Origin of the sequence: Kitasatospora sp. NPDC058190, assembly GCF_042883685.1 — a bacterium.
In the GTDB taxonomy this organism is placed as follows: Bacteria; Actinomycetota; Actinomycetes; order Streptomycetales; family Streptomycetaceae; genus Kitasatospora.
On sequence record NZ_JBHVVI010000108.1, the window covers coordinates 1700 to 20665 of the forward strand.

Annotated in this window: 13 protein-coding genes; 12 read left to right on the forward strand and 1 reads right to left on the reverse strand. The window is 74.9% G+C overall.

The genetic code is table 11. From position 1 onward, the window contains the following. Positions 1-634 precede the first annotated feature (634 nt). Positions 635-2050, reverse strand: a complete 1416-nt coding sequence (locus ACFVWU_RS35155) for a hydrolytic protein (RefSeq protein ID WP_387628445.1) — start codon at positions 2048-2050, stop codon at positions 635-637. Between the two features lie 247 nt (positions 2051-2297). On the opposite strand from ACFVWU_RS35155, the gene ACFVWU_RS35160 reads away from it, so the two are divergent. From ACFVWU_RS35160 to ACFVWU_RS35215, 12 genes are all read left to right on the forward strand, one after another. After that, positions 2298-3059 (forward strand): LuxR C-terminal-related transcriptional regulator, encoded by a 762-nt coding sequence (locus ACFVWU_RS35160; protein ID WP_387628448.1) that lies wholly within the window; start codon positions 2298-2300, stop codon positions 3057-3059. Positions 3060-3296: 237 nt separating this feature from the next. Continuing rightward, positions 3297-6545 (forward strand): hypothetical protein, encoded by a 3249-nt coding sequence (locus ACFVWU_RS35165; protein ID WP_387628476.1) that lies wholly within the window; start codon positions 3297-3299, stop codon positions 6543-6545. Beyond that, the gene (locus ACFVWU_RS35170) at positions 6542-7252 is read left to right on the forward strand and encodes a DUF4255 domain-containing protein (RefSeq protein WP_387628449.1); all 711 of its coding nucleotides are present in this window, start codon (positions 6542-6544) and stop codon (positions 7250-7252) included. Before ACFVWU_RS35165 ends, ACFVWU_RS35170 begins: the two co-directional genes overlap by 4 nt. Then, a complete protein-coding gene (locus ACFVWU_RS35175) occupies positions 7249-9432 on the forward strand; it encodes an ATP-binding protein (protein WP_387628451.1) in 2184 nt (727 codons plus the stop codon). The genes ACFVWU_RS35170 and ACFVWU_RS35175 overlap by 4 nt, the downstream gene beginning before the upstream one ends. A 248-nt stretch (positions 9433-9680) precedes the next feature. Then, positions 9681-11225, forward strand: coding sequence for a phage tail sheath family protein (locus ACFVWU_RS35180; RefSeq protein WP_387628454.1), 1545 nt, complete (start codon positions 9681-9683; stop codon positions 11223-11225). Between the two features lie 53 nt (positions 11226-11278). Continuing rightward, entirely contained in the window at positions 11279-11719 is a 441-nt protein-coding gene (locus ACFVWU_RS35185; protein ID WP_380615265.1) for a phage tail protein, read from the forward strand. Further along, the gene (locus tag ACFVWU_RS35190; RefSeq protein ID WP_380615264.1) at positions 11716-12201 is read left to right on the forward strand and encodes a hypothetical protein; all 486 of its coding nucleotides are present in this window, start codon (positions 11716-11718) and stop codon (positions 12199-12201) included. The genes ACFVWU_RS35185 and ACFVWU_RS35190 overlap by 4 nt, the downstream gene beginning before the upstream one ends. Further along, positions 12198-12356, forward strand: coding sequence for a DUF6760 family protein (locus ACFVWU_RS35195; RefSeq protein WP_181970396.1), 159 nt, complete (start codon positions 12198-12200; stop codon positions 12354-12356). The genes ACFVWU_RS35190 and ACFVWU_RS35195 overlap by 4 nt, the downstream gene beginning before the upstream one ends. 3059 nt (positions 12357-15415) lie before the next feature. Further along, positions 15416-15856: a hypothetical protein gene (locus ACFVWU_RS35200; protein ID WP_387628457.1), complete on the forward strand. Its 441-nt coding sequence runs from the start codon at positions 15416-15418 to the stop codon at positions 15854-15856. Between the two features lie 84 nt (positions 15857-15940). Then, positions 15941-16366, forward strand: coding sequence for a phage tail protein (locus tag ACFVWU_RS35205; protein ID WP_380615261.1), 426 nt, complete (start codon positions 15941-15943; stop codon positions 16364-16366). A gap of 66 nt (positions 16367-16432) precedes the next feature. Then, positions 16433-17155, forward strand: coding sequence for a LysM peptidoglycan-binding domain-containing protein (locus ACFVWU_RS35210; protein WP_380615260.1), 723 nt, complete (start codon positions 16433-16435; stop codon positions 17153-17155). Further along, on the forward strand, positions 17152-18930 hold the full coding sequence (locus ACFVWU_RS35215) for a VgrG-related protein (protein WP_387628459.1): 1779 nt from the start codon (positions 17152-17154) through the stop codon (positions 18928-18930). Before ACFVWU_RS35210 ends, ACFVWU_RS35215 begins: the two co-directional genes overlap by 4 nt. Positions 18931-18966: the final 36 nt, after the last annotated feature.

Below are 18966 nucleotides of genomic sequence, written 5' to 3' on the forward strand. Positions count from 1 at the left end.
GTATTTGTTTAACCTCGACCGGCGTTTCACCCCGCGGGCGCGGTGCGCGGGGTTGCGGCCACACACCCGGCCCGGGGGGCGTGCCCCCGGGGGGTCCCCGGGGCCACGCCTGTTGGTTCTCCCGGCCACTGCCGAGGAGTTACGGGCAGCGGTGGTCGGCGTCGCGGACGGCGTCCGGCGGGGGATGTGTCGGTTCGCGGGGCGGCCGGTTCGTGAGTGAGTGCGTACTCGTTGTGGCGGTTTGGTGCGCATACGGCCCTGTCGCCGTCCTCCGTGGGGGAACGGCGCGAAGCTGGTGGGAGGAGATGGGGCGTCAGCAGTGCGTCGGGGCAGACTTCGCCGTCCACGGGGGATGGACGGGGTGCCCGTGGGGGCCCGCCTGCTTGCCCCGGGAGGGCAGGCCGACCGTGTGGGTGCGGTTCGAACGAGTTGTCGGTTGGTGCTCGAACAGGTCAGGGTGTCCCCTGGGTGTTGACATGGTCACGGGGCGCGAGCGGGGTTTCGGAAAGGGGCGGAGAGTGCGGAGGCGGACGGGCTGGTTCCTACGGAAGGGGCCCGTTGACACGGTTGGGGTGGCCGGTGCACCTTTCCGGTCCGGTTGCCCGGAGAGGGAAGGTGCACCCTGCACGCCGGTTCAGTTCTTCGGCCTGATGTCGCTCAGCGTGCCGCTGATGTTGAGGAGTTCGTGGCACGTGGCTGCCTGCTTGCCCGAGGCCGGGGTGCCCGGTGACTCGCAGGTCACGTTCGCCGTCACGGTCTGGTCCTCGGGGACCTGGATGGGAGTCACCCAGTGGTAGTCCTGGTTGCGGAAGGTCTCCAAGGCGATGGTGGTGATCGTCTGCTTGCCGGCCGTGATGGTCAGCAGTCCTTGGTCGCCTTGGAAGTTGGCGGCCACGATGTCGGTGATGTCGAAGACCTTGCCGTGCGGCACCTGGTAACTGCCCGCCGACGAGGAGCCGTTCGCGGTCTTCACGTCGATCGTGGCGGAGCTCTGCTGTCCGGTGCCCGGCACCGCCAGGCCCGAGCCTGGGTTGTCGCGGCCGCCGGGACCGGCGCTCGACTGCCCGGCGCCCGGCTTGTCCTGGCCTCCGGGGTTCCCGCCGGAGGGGGGTGTCGGTGCGCCGGGGGCGGGCACGCCGGGGGTCGGGGCCGGGGCCGGGGTGGCGCTCTGCTGGGCGACGGCCTGTTCGGCGGCCTGCTTCGCGGAGCTGCGCACCGCCGGTCGGACCAGGGCGAACCAGGCCAGCAGCAGCGCGATCAGCGCGGCCAGGAGCGCGAGAAGCCACTTGGGGAGGATCGGAAGTTGGACGAACTCACCGTCCAGCAGCGGTTTCTGAAGTTGCGTCGGATCGACGGGGGCAGCGGTCTCGGGCTTGTCGCCGGCTCCCTTGCCGTCCGCTCCCTTGCCGTCCGCTCCCTTGCCGTCCGGGCCCTTGGCGGCCGCGCTCTCCTCCGGGCCCACCGTGACCTCGAACGGCCAGGAGGCCTGCTTGCCGAACCAGATCAGCTTGCGGGCACGCGCCTGCAGCCGCATTTCACCGGACTCGCCCGGTTCGAGGCGCAGCCGCTCCGGGGTGGCCCGGAACCGCAGGTCCTCGCCCGCCTGTGCGGGGGTGGGGACCACGGTGGTGGGGGCGTTCCCGAGGTTGCGCACCGATGTGCGGTAGCGTCCGCGCAGCCAGCCTCGACGGCGCCGGGGAGCGAGCGCGGCCTGCAGCTCGTGGAACGGTGTCACGGTGACCGTGGTCTCCGGAACCGTCACCAGCTCGGGGCGCTCGGTCGGCAACACGCGGATGCCGAGCGGGAATTCACCGGCCCGAGCAGCGGGCGAACGCGGTGGGGCCAGGCGTACCGTCACCGTCTCGGACGTCCCCGGAAAGAGGGAGACCCGGGCCGGCTCGACCGTCGTCCACGCGGCGCAGTCGCCGACCACCTCCAGCGAGTACGCCTCAACGATGTCCAGGTCGTTGCGTACCGTCAGCGTCGTGGTGGCCACGCCACCGGGCGCCACCGTCAGCGCGGGCAGGCCGAGTTCGGCGGATGTGGTCATAGCGCGACGGTAGGGCCGGCGGACGGTCCGCGGAGAGGGCCGTGCGGGCAAGGCGTGGGCACACCCCTTGCCCGCACGGACTGACCGACGCTGCCCGGTGCCGTCGCGGAGCACCGTGCGGGGCCGGACGCCCGCAGCCCCCAGGCCCACGGCCTGCCCGCTTCCCCGGCGGCGCAGACCCACGGTCGGCACCGCCCTGCGGGGCCGACCGTCACCACTGAAGGCCGAATGGAGAATGGAGAGTTCGATGACCTCGACCGATGCAACCTGTGAGGGGTCCGTCACCACCCGGCGGATCCCGGCGACGCCGCGGTCCGCCAGTGCCCGGACGATCGGCGCTGCCCGGCCGTTAGCGTCGAGCGTCCCCGCCCAACTGCGCGGCAAGCCGGCCCAGATACGCGTGGCGGTGTACGCGGAGGACCTCATCCTGCAGACCGGTGTGGTCCAACAGCTGCGCCAGCGGCCCGAGGTGGAGCTGCTGAGCGAGAGCGAGGCGGGGAAGGCCGAGGTCTCCCTGCTGGTGGTCGACGCCCTGACCGAGGCGGTGGCCGAGAACCTGCGCCGACTGCGGCTCGCCACGTCGGGCCGAATCGGCCTGGTGGTGGGCCACTTCGAGGCCGGCGGGCTGCAGACGATCGTGGAGTGCGGGGTCGCCGCCGTGCTGCGCCGCTCGGAGGCGGACCAGGACCGGCTGGTGCACCTCATCACTGCCCTGGCCAACGGTGAGGGCGTGATGCCCGGGGACCTGCTCGGCGAGCTGCTCGACCGGATCGGGATGCTCCAGCGCACCATGCTCGACGGGCGTGGCCTGACCCTGTCCACCCTGACGGCCCGGGAGGCGGAGATGCTCCGGCTGGTCGCCGAGGGTTTCGACACGAGTGAGATCGCCGCCAAGACCTCCTACTCCGAACGCACCGTCAAGAACGTGCTGCACGAGATCATCACGCGGCTGGGGCTGCGCAACCGGGCGCACGCGGTGGGGTACGCCATGAGGCGCGGTCTGATCTGAGGGCTACGGCCGGAGGGTCACGGATCTGAGGGTCGTGGGTCTGAGGGCTACGGCCCCCGGACCGCGACCGTCCGAGACCCGCCCATGACCGCAGGCGACCGCCCACGACCGCGGCGGCCTGCCCTTTGGGGACACAGGTTGTTTCCCCCGGCTCGGGCACCCGGGCTCTGTTCCCGGGCGCCCGAGCCGGTGAGACTGCGGGGAGACCGCCCCTGCCAACCTGTGAGGTCGAGCGTGATCGGCGCCCCCGGCACTCCCCGCTCCATCCGGCGGCCGGCCCGAGCCGCCGTCGCGATCCTGCTCGCGCTGGCGGCCGCCGTGCTGACCCTGGGTTCCGCCGCACCCGAAGGGCAGGGCCTGCCCACGTCGCAGGCCGCGGCCGACGACCCGGCCGGCGGGCGGATCGTCTACGCCGGTACGAATCACCGCGGCCTCGGCCGGGTGACCGGCGGGACGTCCAGCACCCCGCTGTTCGGGCCCGGCCCGATCCACTTCGACCAGGAGCCGTCGGCCCGCGGCGACGAGCTGGTGTTCACCAGCCTGCGGGACGGCACCCTGCCCCAGGTCTACCTGCGCGACGCGGCCGGTGCGGTGCACAAGCTCACCACCGGCATGGACACCGCCCACCCCGCGCTGGCCCCGGACGGCAAGGGGGTCGTCTTCGAGGCGTCGGAGGTCGCCAAGGCCGGCGGCAAGCCCCAGCACGTCCTGTGGGTGGTCAACCGGGACGGCAGCGGGCTGCGCCGGCTGACCGACGGCTCGGCCGACGAGACGCATCCGACGGTCTCGCCCGACGGCAAGTGGGTCGCGTACGCCTGCAACGGCGACCGGGGGCAGTTCCAGATCTACCTGCGGCCGTTCACCGGCGGCGCGCCGGTCAGGGTCACCAGCGTGGCCACCGGCAACGCCCTCGACCCGACCTGGAACCCGCTGAACGACGACCAGCACCGCAACCAGATCGTCTACACCTGGGACAAGGGCGACCAGGGCCGGACCCTGATGCTCACCTCGCCCACCGGCGGCGACAAGGCGTTCTTCCCCGGCACCGGGTCCACCTGGCGGACGGGCTCCGCCTCCTGGCTGGCGGACGGCAGCGGGGTGCTCTTCCTGAGCACCGACCGGCCCAAGTCCGAGGTCCCGATCGAGCCGCCGGTGGTGAACCTCTACCGCGCGCCGACCTGTGACTGCACCGATCCCCAACTGCTCTACAGCACCGACCGGTTGATCTCGACGCCGACCTGGCTGGGCACCCAGACCCAGGGCGGGCCGGTGGTGGAGCAGACCAGCGCCTCCGCCGCCAACGTCGCCGACCTCCAGGACGTCCGCCCCGACGGGGCCGACCCGCGCGACCTGGTTGTCAGCGTGCTCAAGGAGGACCCGGCCGCCGGCATCAACACCAATCCCGACCCGGCGGCCGACCCGCTCTTCCACCCCGGGCCCGGGTACGACCCGTGGTTCGAGCGGCAGGCCTACACGCCCGACGGCCGGCAGATCGTGGTGACCCGCTACGAGGATTCGCCCGCCGGGCGGATCCAGCGGATCTGGCTGACCGAGGCCGACGGCTCGAACCCGCGCCCGATGAACCTGGCCGGGCGCGGCCCGCTCGACCGGGACACCGACCCCTCCTTGTCACCGGACGGCAAGCTGATCGTGTTCAGCCGGAGCTTCCCGGGCAACGACAGGGATCCGGCGCGTCCGGGGCGGATCATGATCGCCCAGGCGTCCACCGGGGCGATCGTCGGCACCGTCCAGCCGCCGGCCGGCGAGCCGGGAGCCTCCGACGGTGAGCCCTTCTGGTCCCCCGACGGCAAACTGATCGCCTTCTCCAGGACCGAGGTGATCAACGGCAACGCCGGCAACATGCACGTTTGGACCGTGCCCGCCGACGACCTCACCCGGCAGAGCGACCTGAGCCGGGCCATCTGCCCGGGCACCTGCAACGTCATCGACGACAGTCCCGTGTTCTCGCCCGACGGCGGACGCATCGCCTTCAACCGCAAGGCCGGTGACGGCGGGAACAACCGGCAGGACGGGGTGCTGGTCACCTCGCCCACCGGCGGCGACTGCGCGGTGGTCCTGCCCACCGGGCTCGAACACGACAAGGGCGCCTGCTCCCGGCCGCTGCCCGACACCTCCGACATCGGCCCGTTCCAGCCCCGCGACGTGGCCTGGACGGCGAACGGCGCGCAGCTGGTGCTCACCTCCCGCCGGGCCCTGCCACCGAACTCGCCGGAGGGGCTGGCCGTCTACGACTTCGCGGCCCGCACGCTCACCCCGCTCGACTGGCGGCTGCCGGGGCGCCAGAAGGAGCCGGCCGTCCAGCAGTCCGTGCACCTGACGCTGAGCGCGCCCGCCCGGACCCCCGCAGTCCCCGTCGAGGGCGGCGCCGACGTGACGATCACCGTCACCAACAAGGGCCCCGCGCCCTCGCCCGGCACCGTCCTGACGGCCTCGGTGCCGTCCGGCGCCCGGCTCGGCGGGCTGACCACACCGGTCGGACAGTGCGACACCGGGGCGCTGCGCTGCGACCTCGGCACCCTGGCGCCGGGCGCGGTGGTCCGGGTGACCGCCCGTCTGATCGGCACCCGGACCGGCCCGCAGACCTTCGGCTGGAGCGTCACCGGGACGGTGGTCGACCCGAACCCCGGGGACGACTGGGCCGAGACGATCCTGCCGGTGCAGGACGCACCGACCCCCTCGCCCACGCCCACCCCGAGCTCCTCGCCGTCGCCGTCCGCCTCGCCGACGCTCACCCCGACCCCGACCCAGACCGCGACACCGCCCGCCTCGCCCACCCCCGCACCGCCCCCGGCACCGGCGCCGGCCCCCGCACCGACGCCGCTGGCCGGCCCGGGAGTGGCGGTCGACGCCCAGCCCAACCCGGGCTACGTCGGCGGCCGGGTGACCGTCAGCTACACGGTGCGCAACACCGGTCAGGCCCTCGCGACAGGGCTGCGGCTGACCCTCGGCCTGCCCGCAGGGGTGCCCACCGAGGCGCTGCCCCCGGGCTGCCAGAGCGGAGCCTGTGAACTGGCCGACCTGTCCCCGGGCGGCAGCCAGGTGGTCCGGGTGGTGCTGGCACCCGTAGCGGCGATGGAGACCACCGTCACCGCGGAGCTGACGACCACCGGCACCGACGCCACCCCGGGACCGCACCGGGCGAGCACCCCGCTGCGCATCCTGCAGCCCCGGATCGTCGCCGTGCCGCCGATCGGCAAGCCCGGCTTCGTGACCTCCGTACGCGGCGTGGACTTCCCGCCCGGCGCGCCGGTGCGCTTCACCTGGCAGCCCGGCATCACCGCCGCGGCGGCGCCCACCTACCCGCGCGCCGACGGGACCTTCGCGGGCCAGTTGCTCATCCTCCCCAAGGACGAGACGGGCCCGCGGACCATCACCGCCGACGGCCCCGGGTTCTCCCCGGTGACCACGCCCTTCCTCGTGGTGGAAGGCAACATCGGCCCGCCGGGGGAGGTGGAGCGGCGGTGATCCACGAGGTCGACGAGGCGTTGCGGCTGCTGCTCGCCGAGGCCGGTCTGCCCGAGCGCGGGGTCGAGGTGGTCTTCGACGCGCCCACCCGGGACCTGGCGGCCCGGCGCACCGCGCCGACGGTCAGCGTCTTCCTCTACGGGATACGTGAGGAGACGGGCCGTCGGCAGACCGGAGCGGTCGCCGAGTACGACGAGGACGGCGTGGTGGTCGCCCACCGTGCCGCGCCCCGCTGGTTCGAGCTGGCCTACCTGGTCACCGTCTGGACCAACCGGCCGCAGGACGAACACCGGCTGCTGGCCGAGGTGTTGCAGTGCCTGACCGCCGTGGACGCACTGCCCGCCCGGGTGCTCACCGGGACGCTCGCCGAGCTCGGACTGACCGTCGGGCTCGACATCGCGGGGCGCGAGACCGGCCTGCCGTCGGTGTCCGACGTCTGGTCCGCACTCGGCGGGGAGCTGCGGCCCTCGATCGACCTCAGGGTGCTCGCCCCGCTGCCGGGCGGGCGCACCCCGGTGGGACCGCCGGTCACCGAGGGGGTGGTGGTCCGCGTCGAGGACACCACCCGGGAGGGCGTGGCATCCGCCGACGGCCCGGGCCGCCGACTGCGCTACCACGGTGGCGCGGACCCCGGACCGGACGGCTTCGCCGCGCCCCGGGACCGCCGGCTGCCGCCGGGCCGCCGGCCGCGGGGCGGCGCGCGATGAACCTGGACCTCAGACCGGCCGCGGCGACCTCCGCCGGTCCGGCCGCGAACGGAGCCCCGGCCGGCCCCGACCACCTCTGGGAACGGCTGCAGCGGGTCGAACAACGGGTCCGGGCCGCGGTGCGCGAGCGCCGGGCCGACGACCCGGACCCGGACGACCCCTACCGCGGCCAGTACCTCGGCCCGGAGGCGGTGGAGCGGATCCTGGCGGCCCCCGGCGCGGCCGGCCGACGCGGCACGGCCCCCGACGACACCAGCGACCACAGCGGCCACAGCCTCGCCGCTGACGCGTCCGCGCCGCCGCCCGGTTCGCTGCTCGCGCGGCTCAGCGCCGCCTTCGGGCTGCTCCCGGTGGACCTCGACCTCCTGCTGGTGGCCCTCGCCCCCGACCTCGACTCCCGCTTCGAACAGCTCTACGGCTACCTCAACGACGACCTGACCCGGCGCCGGGCGACCGTCGGCCTGGCCCTCGAACTGTGCGGGCTGCCGGGCGCGGGCGCCGGCCGCTTCCGGTTCTCCACCCGGGCGCCGCTGATCGCCGGCGGCCTCCTGGAGATCTCCGAGCCGGAGCGCCCGCTGCTCACCCGCACCCTGTGCGTGCCGGACCGGGTGACGGCCCATCTGCTCGGCGACGACGAGCCGGACGGCACGCTCGCCGGGCTGGCCCACCGTGCCGTCCCGGGCGACGTCAGCCGCCGTGCCGTCGCCGGAGCGGGCGTCGGGCCCGCCGAGCCCGCCGCGCGGCTGCGCGCGGTCGCGGCGGACGGGGGACTCGTGTACCTGCTGGACCGGGGCGGACACGCCGGTCCGCTCGCGGTGGCCGCCCTCGCCGTCGACGGCCGGCCGCCCCTGGTGGTCGACGCCGCCGCGCTGGCCGCCCGCCCGCCGGGAGGCCTCGTACGGGTGCTCGCCCGCGAGGCGCGGTTGGGCGGGGGCGGTGCGGTGCTCGGGCCGCTGGACCGGCTCGAACCCGAACGGCCCGAGCGGGCCGCCCTGTTGCGCGAGCTGTGCGCGGAACTCGCCGGCGTCCCGTTGATCGTGTACGGCCCGCAGGTGTGGGACCCGGCCTGGACGCGGGAGAGCCCCGTGACGGTCACCGTCCCGCCGCCGGACGCGCGCGGTCGGGCCGAGCAGTGGGCCCGCGCCCTGGCCGTCGGCGGGACGCCGCTCAGCGAGGAGCTGACGGACGGGCTGGCCGAGACGGTGGCCGCCTACCGGGTGGACCGGGAGAAGCTGGAGCGGGCCGCCTCGGTGGCGGCCCGGACGGCGGCCGCCGAGCAACGTCCGGTGCGCGCTGCCGACCTACGGGCCGCCGTGCGGGCGCAGAACGCCGCGGGCCTGGCCCGCCTCGCCCGCCGGATCGAGCCCGCGGTCGGCTGGGCCGACCTGGTGCTGCCCGATCCCACCGCGGCCCGGCTGCGCGAACTCGTGCTGCGGGCCCGGCACCGGGACCAGGTGCTCGGGCAGTGGCGGATGCGGCCGGGCGGCGGCCGGGGGAACGGGGTGATCGCCCTGTTCGCGGGCGATTCGGGCACCGGAAAGACGATGTCGGCCGAGGTGGTCGCCGCGGAGCTCGGCATGGAGCTGTACGTCGTCGACCTCTCCACCGTGGTGGACAAGTACATCGGCGAGACGGAGAAGAACCTGGAACGCGTCTTCACCGAGGCCGCGCAGGTGAACGGCGTCCTGCTGTTCGACGAGGCGGACGCGCTGTTCGGGAAGCGCTCGCAGGTCAAGGACGCCCACGACCGCCACGCCAACGTGGAGACGGCCTACCTGCTCCAGCGGATGGAGTCGTTCGACGGGATCGCGGTGCTGACGTCCAATCTGCGCGCCAACCTCGACGAGGCGTTCACCCGACGGCTGGACGTCATCGCCGAGTTCCCGCTGCCGGACGAGGCGCAGCGGCGCGTGCTGTGGGACCGCTGCCTGGGGTCGCGGCTGCCCCGCGGCGACGACCTCGACCTGGACTTCTGCGCCCGGCACTTCGAGCTCGCCGGCGGCTCCATCCGGGCCTGTGCCGTCTCCGCGGCCTACCTGGCGGCCGGAACGGGCGCCCCGCTGGGCATGGCGCAGCTGGTGGCCGCGGTGGTCGGTGAGTACCGCAAGCTCGGCCGGCTGGTGCTGGAGAGCGAGTTCGGGCCGTGGCTGGGCGTCCTCGGGGACACCGGGCGCGGCTGAGCACGGCGGGACAGGCGGGACACGCGCGGCGGCGGGGCCGCCTGATCCCGCCCGGGGACGCCCGGTGCGGCGGCGCCGCCGGGGACGGCGGGGCCGTCTGAGCAGCCTGGGAGTACCCGCCGAGCTGCCCGCCGGGGGCAGTCGTTCCTGCCCCCGGTCCGGGACCTGGGGACATGTCCCCAGGCGGCGCCCGGGCAGCAGACTCGGGGGCGAATGAGGCGAATGACCGGCCACCCGAAGGAGCGCGAATGCCGTCGTACCTCACCCCGGGCGTGTACGTGGAGGAGGTCCAGTCCGGTGCCCGGCCGATCGAGGGCGTCGGCACGGCCGTCGCCGCCTTCGTCGGCTTCGCCGAGACCGGCCCCTTCCACGAGCCCACACTGGTGACCAACTGGGACCAGTACGTCCAGCGGTTCGGCGGCTTCACCGAGGGCACCTACCTGGCGCACTCGGTGTACGGCTTCTTCGCCAACGGCGGCGGCTCCGCCTACGTCGTGCGGGTCGGCGACCCGGCCCGGCAGGCGTCCGCCGGCGCGCCCGCCGCCGCCAGCGCGCCCCCGCCGGTCGCGATCGCGGGCTTCCTCTTCTCGGCCCTGCCCGGCGTCGGCGAGGTCTCCGTCGAGATCGCCGACGCGGAGGGGGAGAACGTCCCCGAGGACCGGTTCCGAGTGCTGGTCCGTCGGGGCGCCGAGGTCGTCGAGACGTACGACGTCTCGACCCGCCGGAACACCAAGGGCTACGTCGTCACCCAGCTGCGCGAGTCGAAGCTCGTCGCGGTCACCGAGCAGCCCGGCACCGCGCCGAGCCGCCCCGAGCGCGTGACCCACGCCCTCGCCGCCGCCCCCGCGCCCGCGCCCGGGCCGGTGACGGCCCCCGCCACCCGGCTGGACCCCGCCGAGTACGTCGGCGACGCCGCGGCCCGGACCGGCTTCGCGGGCCTGGAGTCGATCGACGAGATCACCATGGTCGCGGTGCCCGACCTGATGAGCGCCTACCAGCGCGGCGACCTCGACGACGAGGGCCTGCGGACCGTCCAGCTGGCGGTGATGTCGCACTGCGAGCAGATGGGCGACCGGATCGCCGTGCTGGACCCGCCGCCCGGCCTGAACGCCCAGCGGATGCGCACCTGGCGCAACGAGGAGGCGGGCTTCGACTCCCGCTACGCCGCGCTCTACTACCCGTGGATCAAGGTGTTCGACCCGGCGAGCGGCCGCAACGTGCTGGTCCCGCCGAGCGGCCACGTCGCCGGGGTGTGGGCGCGCAGCGACGCCGAGCGAGGCGTGCACAAGGCGCCGGCCAACGAGGTCATCCGCGGTGCGGTGGACCTGGAGATCCGCCTCAGCAAGGGCGAGCAGGACCTGCTGAACCCGATCGGCGTCAACTGCGTGCGGGCGTTCCCCGGGCGCGGCATCCGGATCTGGGGCGCGCGCACCCTCTCCTCCGACCCGGCCTGGCGCTACCTGAACGTGCGCCGGCTCTTCAACTACCTGGAGGAGTCCATCCTCCTGGGGACCCAGTGGGTGGTCTTCGAGCCCAACGACGACCGGCTGTGGTCCAGCATCCGCCGGAACATCACCGCGTTCCTCACCGAGGAGTGGCGGCGCGGGGCGCTGTTCGGCCAGACCGCGACCGAGGCCTTCTACGTCAAGTGCGACCGCGACAACAACCCGCCGGAGTCCATCGACCTCGGGCAGGTGATCTGCGAGATCGGCGTCGCGCCGGTGAAGCCGGCGGAGTTCGTGGTGTTCCGGCTGTCCCAGTTCTCCGACAGCACGAGCCTCGTCAACGAGTGACCAGCACGGTCGGCACCCGTCGGTCGGCACCCATCGGAAGGTGACAACAAGCCATGGCTGAAGGCGATCCGCTCTCCACACACATATTCGGCGTCCAACTCGGCGGCTACAACGTCGAGTCCGTCAAGGAGATCAGCAACCTGACGGTCGAACAGGACGTCGTCGAGTACAAGCAGGTGACCCAAGAGGGCAAACTGATCGTCCGCAAGCAGCCCGGCGCCCGGCTGCCGGGCGAGGTGACGATCACCCGCGGCCTCGACAAGAGCGGCGCGTTCACGGACTGGATCAAGGAGACCCTCAACAACGGGGCGATCAACACCGCTCGGCAGAACCTCACCATCGAGGTCAAGGACACCACCGGTGCCACCCTGCGGCGCATCCAGCTGATGAACGCCTGGGCCAGCCGCTGGGAGGGCCCCACGCTCAGCGCCGGCGAGTCCAGCGCCGCGACGGAGACCGTGACCATCGTGTTCGAAGAGATCAGCGTCGAGTGAGGCGGAAGATCGGCCTGGAGGAACTGCTGGAAGGCGCTCCGGCCCCGCAGAACACCGCGCCGCAGCAGCAGGCCCCGGGGCAGGCCGGTCCGGCCGGGCCCCGGGGGCGGGCGCCGCACACCGAGTTCGAGTTCGAGCTGCCGCTCGGGTACGTCGACGACGAGGGCACGGTGCACCGCCACGGCGCGATGCGCCTGGCCACCGCCCGCGACGAGCTGATGCCGCAGATCGACCTGCGGGTCAAGGAGAACCCGGCCTACCTGAGCGTGGTGCTGCTCAGCCACGTGATCACCAGGCTGGGCGACATCACCGACGTGCACGCCGGGATCGTGGAGCGGATGTACGCCACCGACGTGGCGTTCCTCCAGGACCTCTACCAGCGGATCAACAGCGAGGGCCACACGCGCGCCGCGGTGACCTGCCCGCACTGTGACGGCGCCTTCGAGGTCGACCTCGCCGGTGGGCGCCTGGGGGAATCGTGACGTACGCGCCTGCTCGGCTGTACGAGGAGATCGCGTACATCGCCTACCACTTCCACTGGCAGCGGGAGGACATCCTCGACCTGACCCACCGTGAACGCGGGCAGTGGGTGCGCGAGATCGCGCGGCTCAACACCCGTATCAGCGAAGGCGGGTGAGGGGCGTGGGGCTTCGGGACTGGATCGCCCGCCGGAGGGCCGACGAGGCCGTGGGCGGCGCTCCCGGCGAGGCTGCCGGCGGTGCCGGGGTCGTCGGGGACGACGGGACGGGCGAGGCCGCCCGGCGGCGCCCGGCGGCGGGGGACGGGGGATGGCGCGCGGTACGCCCGCTGACCCCGACCCTGGCCGGGACGGCGCACGGCGTCAGCGACGGCCTGAGGTTCCGGTCCCGGCTCGCCGCGTGGCAGGACCCCTCGCTCAGCGGTCCGCTCGGCCATGCGGTCCTCCCGTCCGCCCCGGCGGGGATCCTGCGGGCGGTGGCGGTGCCGGGTTCCCCGTCCACCTTCACGGGCGGGGACGAGCTCGTACTGCCGGAAGCCGTCGGGGCGGCCGAGACGGTCGGGGCAGGGGAACCGGGGGAGCCTGGGGAGCCGGGCCCGTCGGGTCGGTCGCGGCAGGCGCGACAGGTTCAACGGTCCGTCGGGACACGGCTTCCCGCGCGGCGGCTCCCCGTGCGGTCGGTGTCGTCTGCGCAGCGCGCTGGTCGCGCCGACCGACCGGTCGGGTCGGACGGTGTCGACGGCGGTGCGTCGACGCCCGCTGCACCGATGCCCGCTGCACCGATGCCCGATGAACGGACGCCGGCTGCGTCGGCGCCCGAGGCGTCGGCGCCCGATACGTCGACGCCTGCCACGGCTGTCGCGTCCCCGAGCCGGAGCGCGTCGGCGGGCCGGGCCCGTCCGGTGCGCCCGCGCCCGGTCGGCGAGGCCCTGACCGTGGCGCGGCGTCCCCGGCTGCTGCCCGTGCGCCCGGTGACGGTGCTCCGGGCTCCGGGTGGGAGGCCGGAATCGGCCGACGCTCCGTCGGGCCGGAGCACGGATGCGGTGTCGACCGCGTCGGTGACCGAACCGGCCGAGGGCGTGCGGCCGTCCGAGAGCGCCGAGGCCGCCGTACGGACGGCGGTCGGTCCGGGCGACGCGGCCGCGCCCGCGCGGTCCGGGCGGCCCGACACGGTGGTGCAGCGCGCGCCCGTGGCGAACACCTCCGCGCCCGCCCGTCCGGTCCTCGGCGCGCCCTTGACCACGCTGCCCGCGAGCGCCTCACCGCTGCCCGCGGCCGGACCCCGGACGCCTGACGCCGCCTCGGGTGCGCCGGCCATGCCGGTTGTCCCCGCCGCTGCCGGGCCCGCCGGCACCGAACCGGGCGAACCCGAGCGCGTTGCTCAGCCCGGGACCGGCCGCCGGGAAGCCGCCCCTCGCCGACGCACCCGTACGGCCGCCGGTGCGAGTGGGCCCGACGGCGCCCGGCAGTCCGGGCGCGGGGGCCACGACGCCGCCCCTGGCCAACCGAGCCGTACGGCCGCCGATGCGGGCCGTTCGGCACCGGCACCGTCCCCGTCCCGTCCCGGAGGCGGGCCGGTCGGCGACGTATCCGTCCAGCGGGCGCCGGCCGGGCCTGGGACTTCCTCGCCCGCACCGTCGTCGCCCGCCCTCGAACGCGCCGGACAGCTACGCTCCGAGCCGGCCCCCGCCCCCGCCCGTACGCGTGCGGGCTTGGGTGCGCCGCTCGACGCGCTGCCGCCGACGGCGGCAGCTCCTGGTGGCACCGCGCCGCTGCTCGGCGGGCGCGGACCGGTCCGGCGGATCACGGGCCCGGTCGCGAGTGCCGCTCCGGGCAGCCGTACCGAGGGCGCGACGGAGCAGCGCGTGCTCCCCGTCGCCGCGCCCCCGGCCGGTGAAGGGCCGCGCGTTCAGCGAGCCTCCGGACGCCCCGGCGACGGCCCCGCGGAGTCGACAGCCGTACCGCGTCGGGCCGATGAGGGCCGTTCGGCAGACCGCCCCGGCCCGGTCGGCGGCGGCCGAGGTGTGCACGCGAGTACCGAACGCGCCGGGATGGGACCGGCGCCCGGCCGCGCCGCGGTTCCCGCCGCCGTGCCCGCCGCCATGCCCTCCGGCGCCGGGACGGGCCCGTCGTCCGGCCCCGCCGCGCCTTCGCCCGGCGACGGCCCGGAGCGCCGACCGGGCGGCGCGCCGCAGTCCGCCGTCGCGGGGGCCCGAACCCGTCCTGCCGGATCTCCGGGCCAGGACAGTGCCCCGGGCCGGGGCGGCGTTCCGCTCGGAGGTACGAGCGGACCGGTGGTTCCCGTGCGGCCGCCGGCCGGTGGCCCGCAGGTGCAGCGGGCCGCGGAACGCAGCGGCCCCAGGCGCGGGTTGATCGGCGAACGCCCGATGCGGCCCGTCCTCGCGGCCCCGACGACGCCGTCCGCGACCGGCACCGGCGCCGGTACCCAGGCTCCCGCCCCGCGTGTGGTGCCGGCCGTCTGGACCCGGTCGCTCGCGCCGGGTACGGGCACCGAATCGCCCGCCGCGCCGACGGCACGGCTCGACGGCGACCGACGGAGCGGGGTCGCGGCTGCTCCACAGCCCTCGCGGACGCGGCAGTCGCCGAGTGCGGGAGAGGGCCGGACCGTCACAGGGCCGTCCTCGCAGGGGAGTCCGGTGCAGCTCCGCGCTCAGGGCACCGCTGAGGCGTCGGGTCGTTCGTCCGGCGCCGGCGCGGTGCGCGGGATCGTGGCCGCGCTGCAGCGTTCGCGGACGCGACGTCCGTCCGAGCGGCGGGCCGACCGGACGGTGGCCGACCGCCCGTCAGCGGAGGGAAGCCCAGTGCCGCCCGGTGCCCCCGGTTCCGTGTCGGCGCCGAGCGCGGCCGGCCCGGTGTCACCGGAGGCACGGTGGCCGCAGGGTGGTGTCGCCTCCGTGGACCGCGCGACCCCGCAAGGTGCCACCGCGTCCATGCCCGCGTCCGCGCCCAGGTCCGTGCTCACGACCGTGCCCTCGCCCGCATCCAGGTCCGCAGGGCGTCCGAGGTCCGGCGACTCCGGGGCGCCGTCCGCTGTGGCGCGTGTCGCGCGCCCGCCCGTGGTCCGGCCCGCGCCCCTGACGGCCCCGTCGCTCCAGCGGCTTCCGGCCGCGTCCCGGCCCGCGCAGCCGGCCCCGATGCAGCCGCCCACCGGTGCGGCCGGGCCGGGGCCGCAGGCGCCCCAGGCACCCTCGCCCGTCGTGTTGCGCGCCGCGAGCGCCCCTTCCGCACGACCCGCGCCCGCGCTGTCCGGGCCGTCCGCGCCCGCTTCGGCACAGCCCGGGCAGTCCGCACAGCCCGGGCAGTCCGCTCCGCCGACGCCCGGTACGGCACGGCTGTTGCAGCGGGTGGCCGAGCAGGCGGGCCTGATCGGGGTGCCGCTGACCGCCGTACCCGCGCGCGGGCCGATCACGGTACAGGCCGCCCCGGCGACCGGTTCGCCGTCCCGGGCCGCCTCGCCGCCGGGCGCCTCGTCCGCCGCGAAGGCCGTCGGCGGGTCGCCCGCCGAGACCGGCGGCAGTGGGCCGGCCGACCTCGACGAGCTGGCCCGGCGTCTGGTCGAACCGGTCGGGCGCCTGCTGCGCACCGAACTGCGCCGGGGCAGGGAGCGCGGCGGGAAACCGTACGACCTGCGCCGCTGAGCGCAGGCCCGGCGGAGGGCGGCCGCCAGACCACCGCAGCGACGTGACCGGTAGCAGGAAGCAAGGAAGCAGGAAGCGGAACCGATGACCGACAACATCTTCGCGAGCAGTGTGTTCTTCAGCCTGACCATCGGCGGCAACGACCTGGGCGAGTTCACCACCTGCTCGGGACTCGGCGCCCAGGTCGAGATCGAGCAGTACGCGGAGGGCGGCAACAACGGCTTCTCCTGGCAGCTGCCGGGCCGCATCACCTGGTCGAACATCACGCTGACCCGCGCGGTCACCGCGGACACCACCAAGATCGCGCGCTGGCTGAGCGAGATCGTCCGGAAGGTCGAGCCGAAGGACGGCGAGATCGTGGCGCTGCGGCCCGACCTGAGCCGGATCGTCGGCTGGCAGGTGCTCGGGATCGTCCCGGTCCGGTGGGAGGGCCCGTCCTTCGACCCGGCCAACTCCCAGGCCGCGGTGGAGACCCTGGAGATCGCCCATGCGGGCCTGCGCCCGTCCTGACCGCCCCCAGGCCCCGCAGCTCTCCCGCCCCACCCAGCCGCCCCGCCCACGTAAGGAACACCGAGGATGTCCCCAGCGGTCCCCGCGAGCGTCACCCGGGCCCAACTGACCATCATGGAGCCCCCGTCCACCGTCGGCGCCCAGCCCGGCGGCGCGATCGCCCGACTTCCGCTGCAGTTCAACCCGGCGACCCTGGTGCTGCGCAAGTCCACCGAGTGGCGGCGCACGCCGTCCCGGATGGCGGGCCAGTCCGCGCTGCCCGAGTTCGTCGGCAGCGGCCCGCGCTCGCTCTCGCTCGACGTGTTCCTGGACTCGACCGCGACCCACGACAACTCGGTGGAGCGGGCGGTCGAGCAGCTGATGACGGCGTGCGTGCCCACCCCGACCAGCCTGGCGCGCAAGACCCCGGCCAGTCCGTGGATCCGGCTGGACTGGGGCACCCTGAAGACGACCTCGTTCAACGGGGTGCTGACCGGCCTCTCGGTCACCTACACGCTCTTCGACGTGGACGGCAATCCGCTGCGGGCGGTCTGCTCGCTCTCCATCGACGAGGCCAGCGTCGACCCGGCCGGCCAGAACCCGACCTCCGGCTCGCCGGAGGCCCGCAGCACCCACCGGGTGATCGCGGGCGACAGCCTGCCGCTGCTCGCCTGGCGGGCGTACGGGGACGCGACGGCCTGGCGCACCATCGCGGAGGCCAACGACATCGACGACCCGCTGGCCCTGGTCCCCGGCGCCGAGCTGATCGTGCCGGGGATCGACGAACTCACCCGGGGCGGGCGGCGATGACCACTCCCGAGGCCCGGGGCGGCCGGCCGTTCGCCGCGGATCCCGTCGTCGAGGCGCCCGGCCCGCTGCCGCCGGTCTGGGCGGCCCAACTGGTCTCCTGCGACATCGAGGAGAGCGTCGGCCTGCCCGACACCGCGGTGCTGAGCTACCGGGACGCGGACCACACCTTCCTCGCCACGACCGGGATCACCATCGGTACCAGGCTGAAGGTGTCGGTGGTCACCGTGCAGGGACACACCCAGGTGCGGCTGTTCACCGGCGAGGTGACCGCGCTGGAGCTGGAGGTCGACACCACGGGCTCGTACACCGTGGTGCGGGCCTCGGCGCCCACCCACCGGCTGATGCGCGGGCGCCGGGTGAAGGCCTTCCGGAACATGACGACCGCCGACATCGTCCGCGAGGTCGCCGCAGGCGCGGGCCTGGCCTGCGGCCGGGTCGACTCCTTCCCGGTCGTCCACCAGCAGCTCTCCCAGGCGAACGTCCCGGACTGGGACTTCCTCCAGTTCCTGGCGCAGGAGAGCGGCGCGCAGGTACGGGTGGACGACGACGGGCAGCTGGAGTTCGTCCGGCCCGAGCCCGCGTCCGGCGCACCGGCCCCCTCCACCCCCGCGCCGCAGAGCCCGATGGTGCTGGAGTACGGCCGCAACCTGCTGGAGCTGCGCGGTGTGCTGACCGGGGTGGCCGGCGCGGACACGGTCGAGGCGCGGGGCTGGAACGTCACCACCAAGAGCGCCCTGGTCGCCACCGAACCGGCGGTGACCTCGCTGACCGTACAGCCGGGGATGAGCCCCTCGGAGGTGACCTCCGCCTTCCCCGGCCCGGCCCGGCTGACCGTCGCCGACACCCCGTACCGCACCCAGGCGGAGACGACCGCCGCGGCCCGGTCGCTGGCCGCCTCGGTGGCCGCCGGCTTCGGCGAGCTGGAGGCGGTCGTCGAGGGCAACCCGCGGCTGCGGGCGGGCACCGCGGTCGCCCTCGGGAACGTCGGCGCCGCCTTCTCCGGCCGCTACACCGCCACCGGGGTGCGCCACCTCCTCGAACCCTTCCGCGGCTACCGGACCACCGTGGTGGTCAGCGCGGCACCCGACCGCTCCCTGGCCGGGCTGGTCACCGGCGGCAACGCGCCGCCGCGCGGGCCCCGGATGCCGGGCCTGGCCGTCGCCGTGGTCACCGACGTGCGCGAGCCGGGCGAGGGGCAGCGCGGCTGGGTGAAGCTGAAGTTCCCCTGGCTGGACGACAGTTACGTATCCGACTGGGTGCGCACCGTGCAGTGGGGCGGCCACGGGGGCGGCGGCGTGGTCAGCCCCGAGGTCAACGACGAGGTGCTGGTCGGGTTCGAGCAGGGAGACCTGGACAGCCCCTACGTGCTGGGCGGGCTCTACAACGGCGTGGACCGGCCCTCGCCGCACGACGTGCCGCTGGTCGACGCGGCCGCCGGCAAGGTCAACCGTCGCTCGGTGGTGTCCCGTTCGGGCCACCGCCTGGAACTGCTGGACGTGCCGGGCGGGAAGTCCGGCGTCCGCCTGGCCAGCGGGGACGGGAAGTTGGAGGTCAGCCTGGACCAACAGAACGGGGAGATCGTGCTCACCGTCCACGGCGCGGTCGGCGCGGCCGGGAGCACGGTGCGGCTGTCCTCCACCGGCATCACCCTCGACGCGGGCACCGGCGAGGTGAACGTGCGCGGCGGATCGGTGACCGTCCGGGGCACCACGGCGGTCACCGTGGACGGCGGAGCCGAGGCGGTGCTCAAGGGGGCCTTCGTCCGGATCAACTGACGGAACGTCAGGCAAGACGTCAGGCAAGACGTCAGA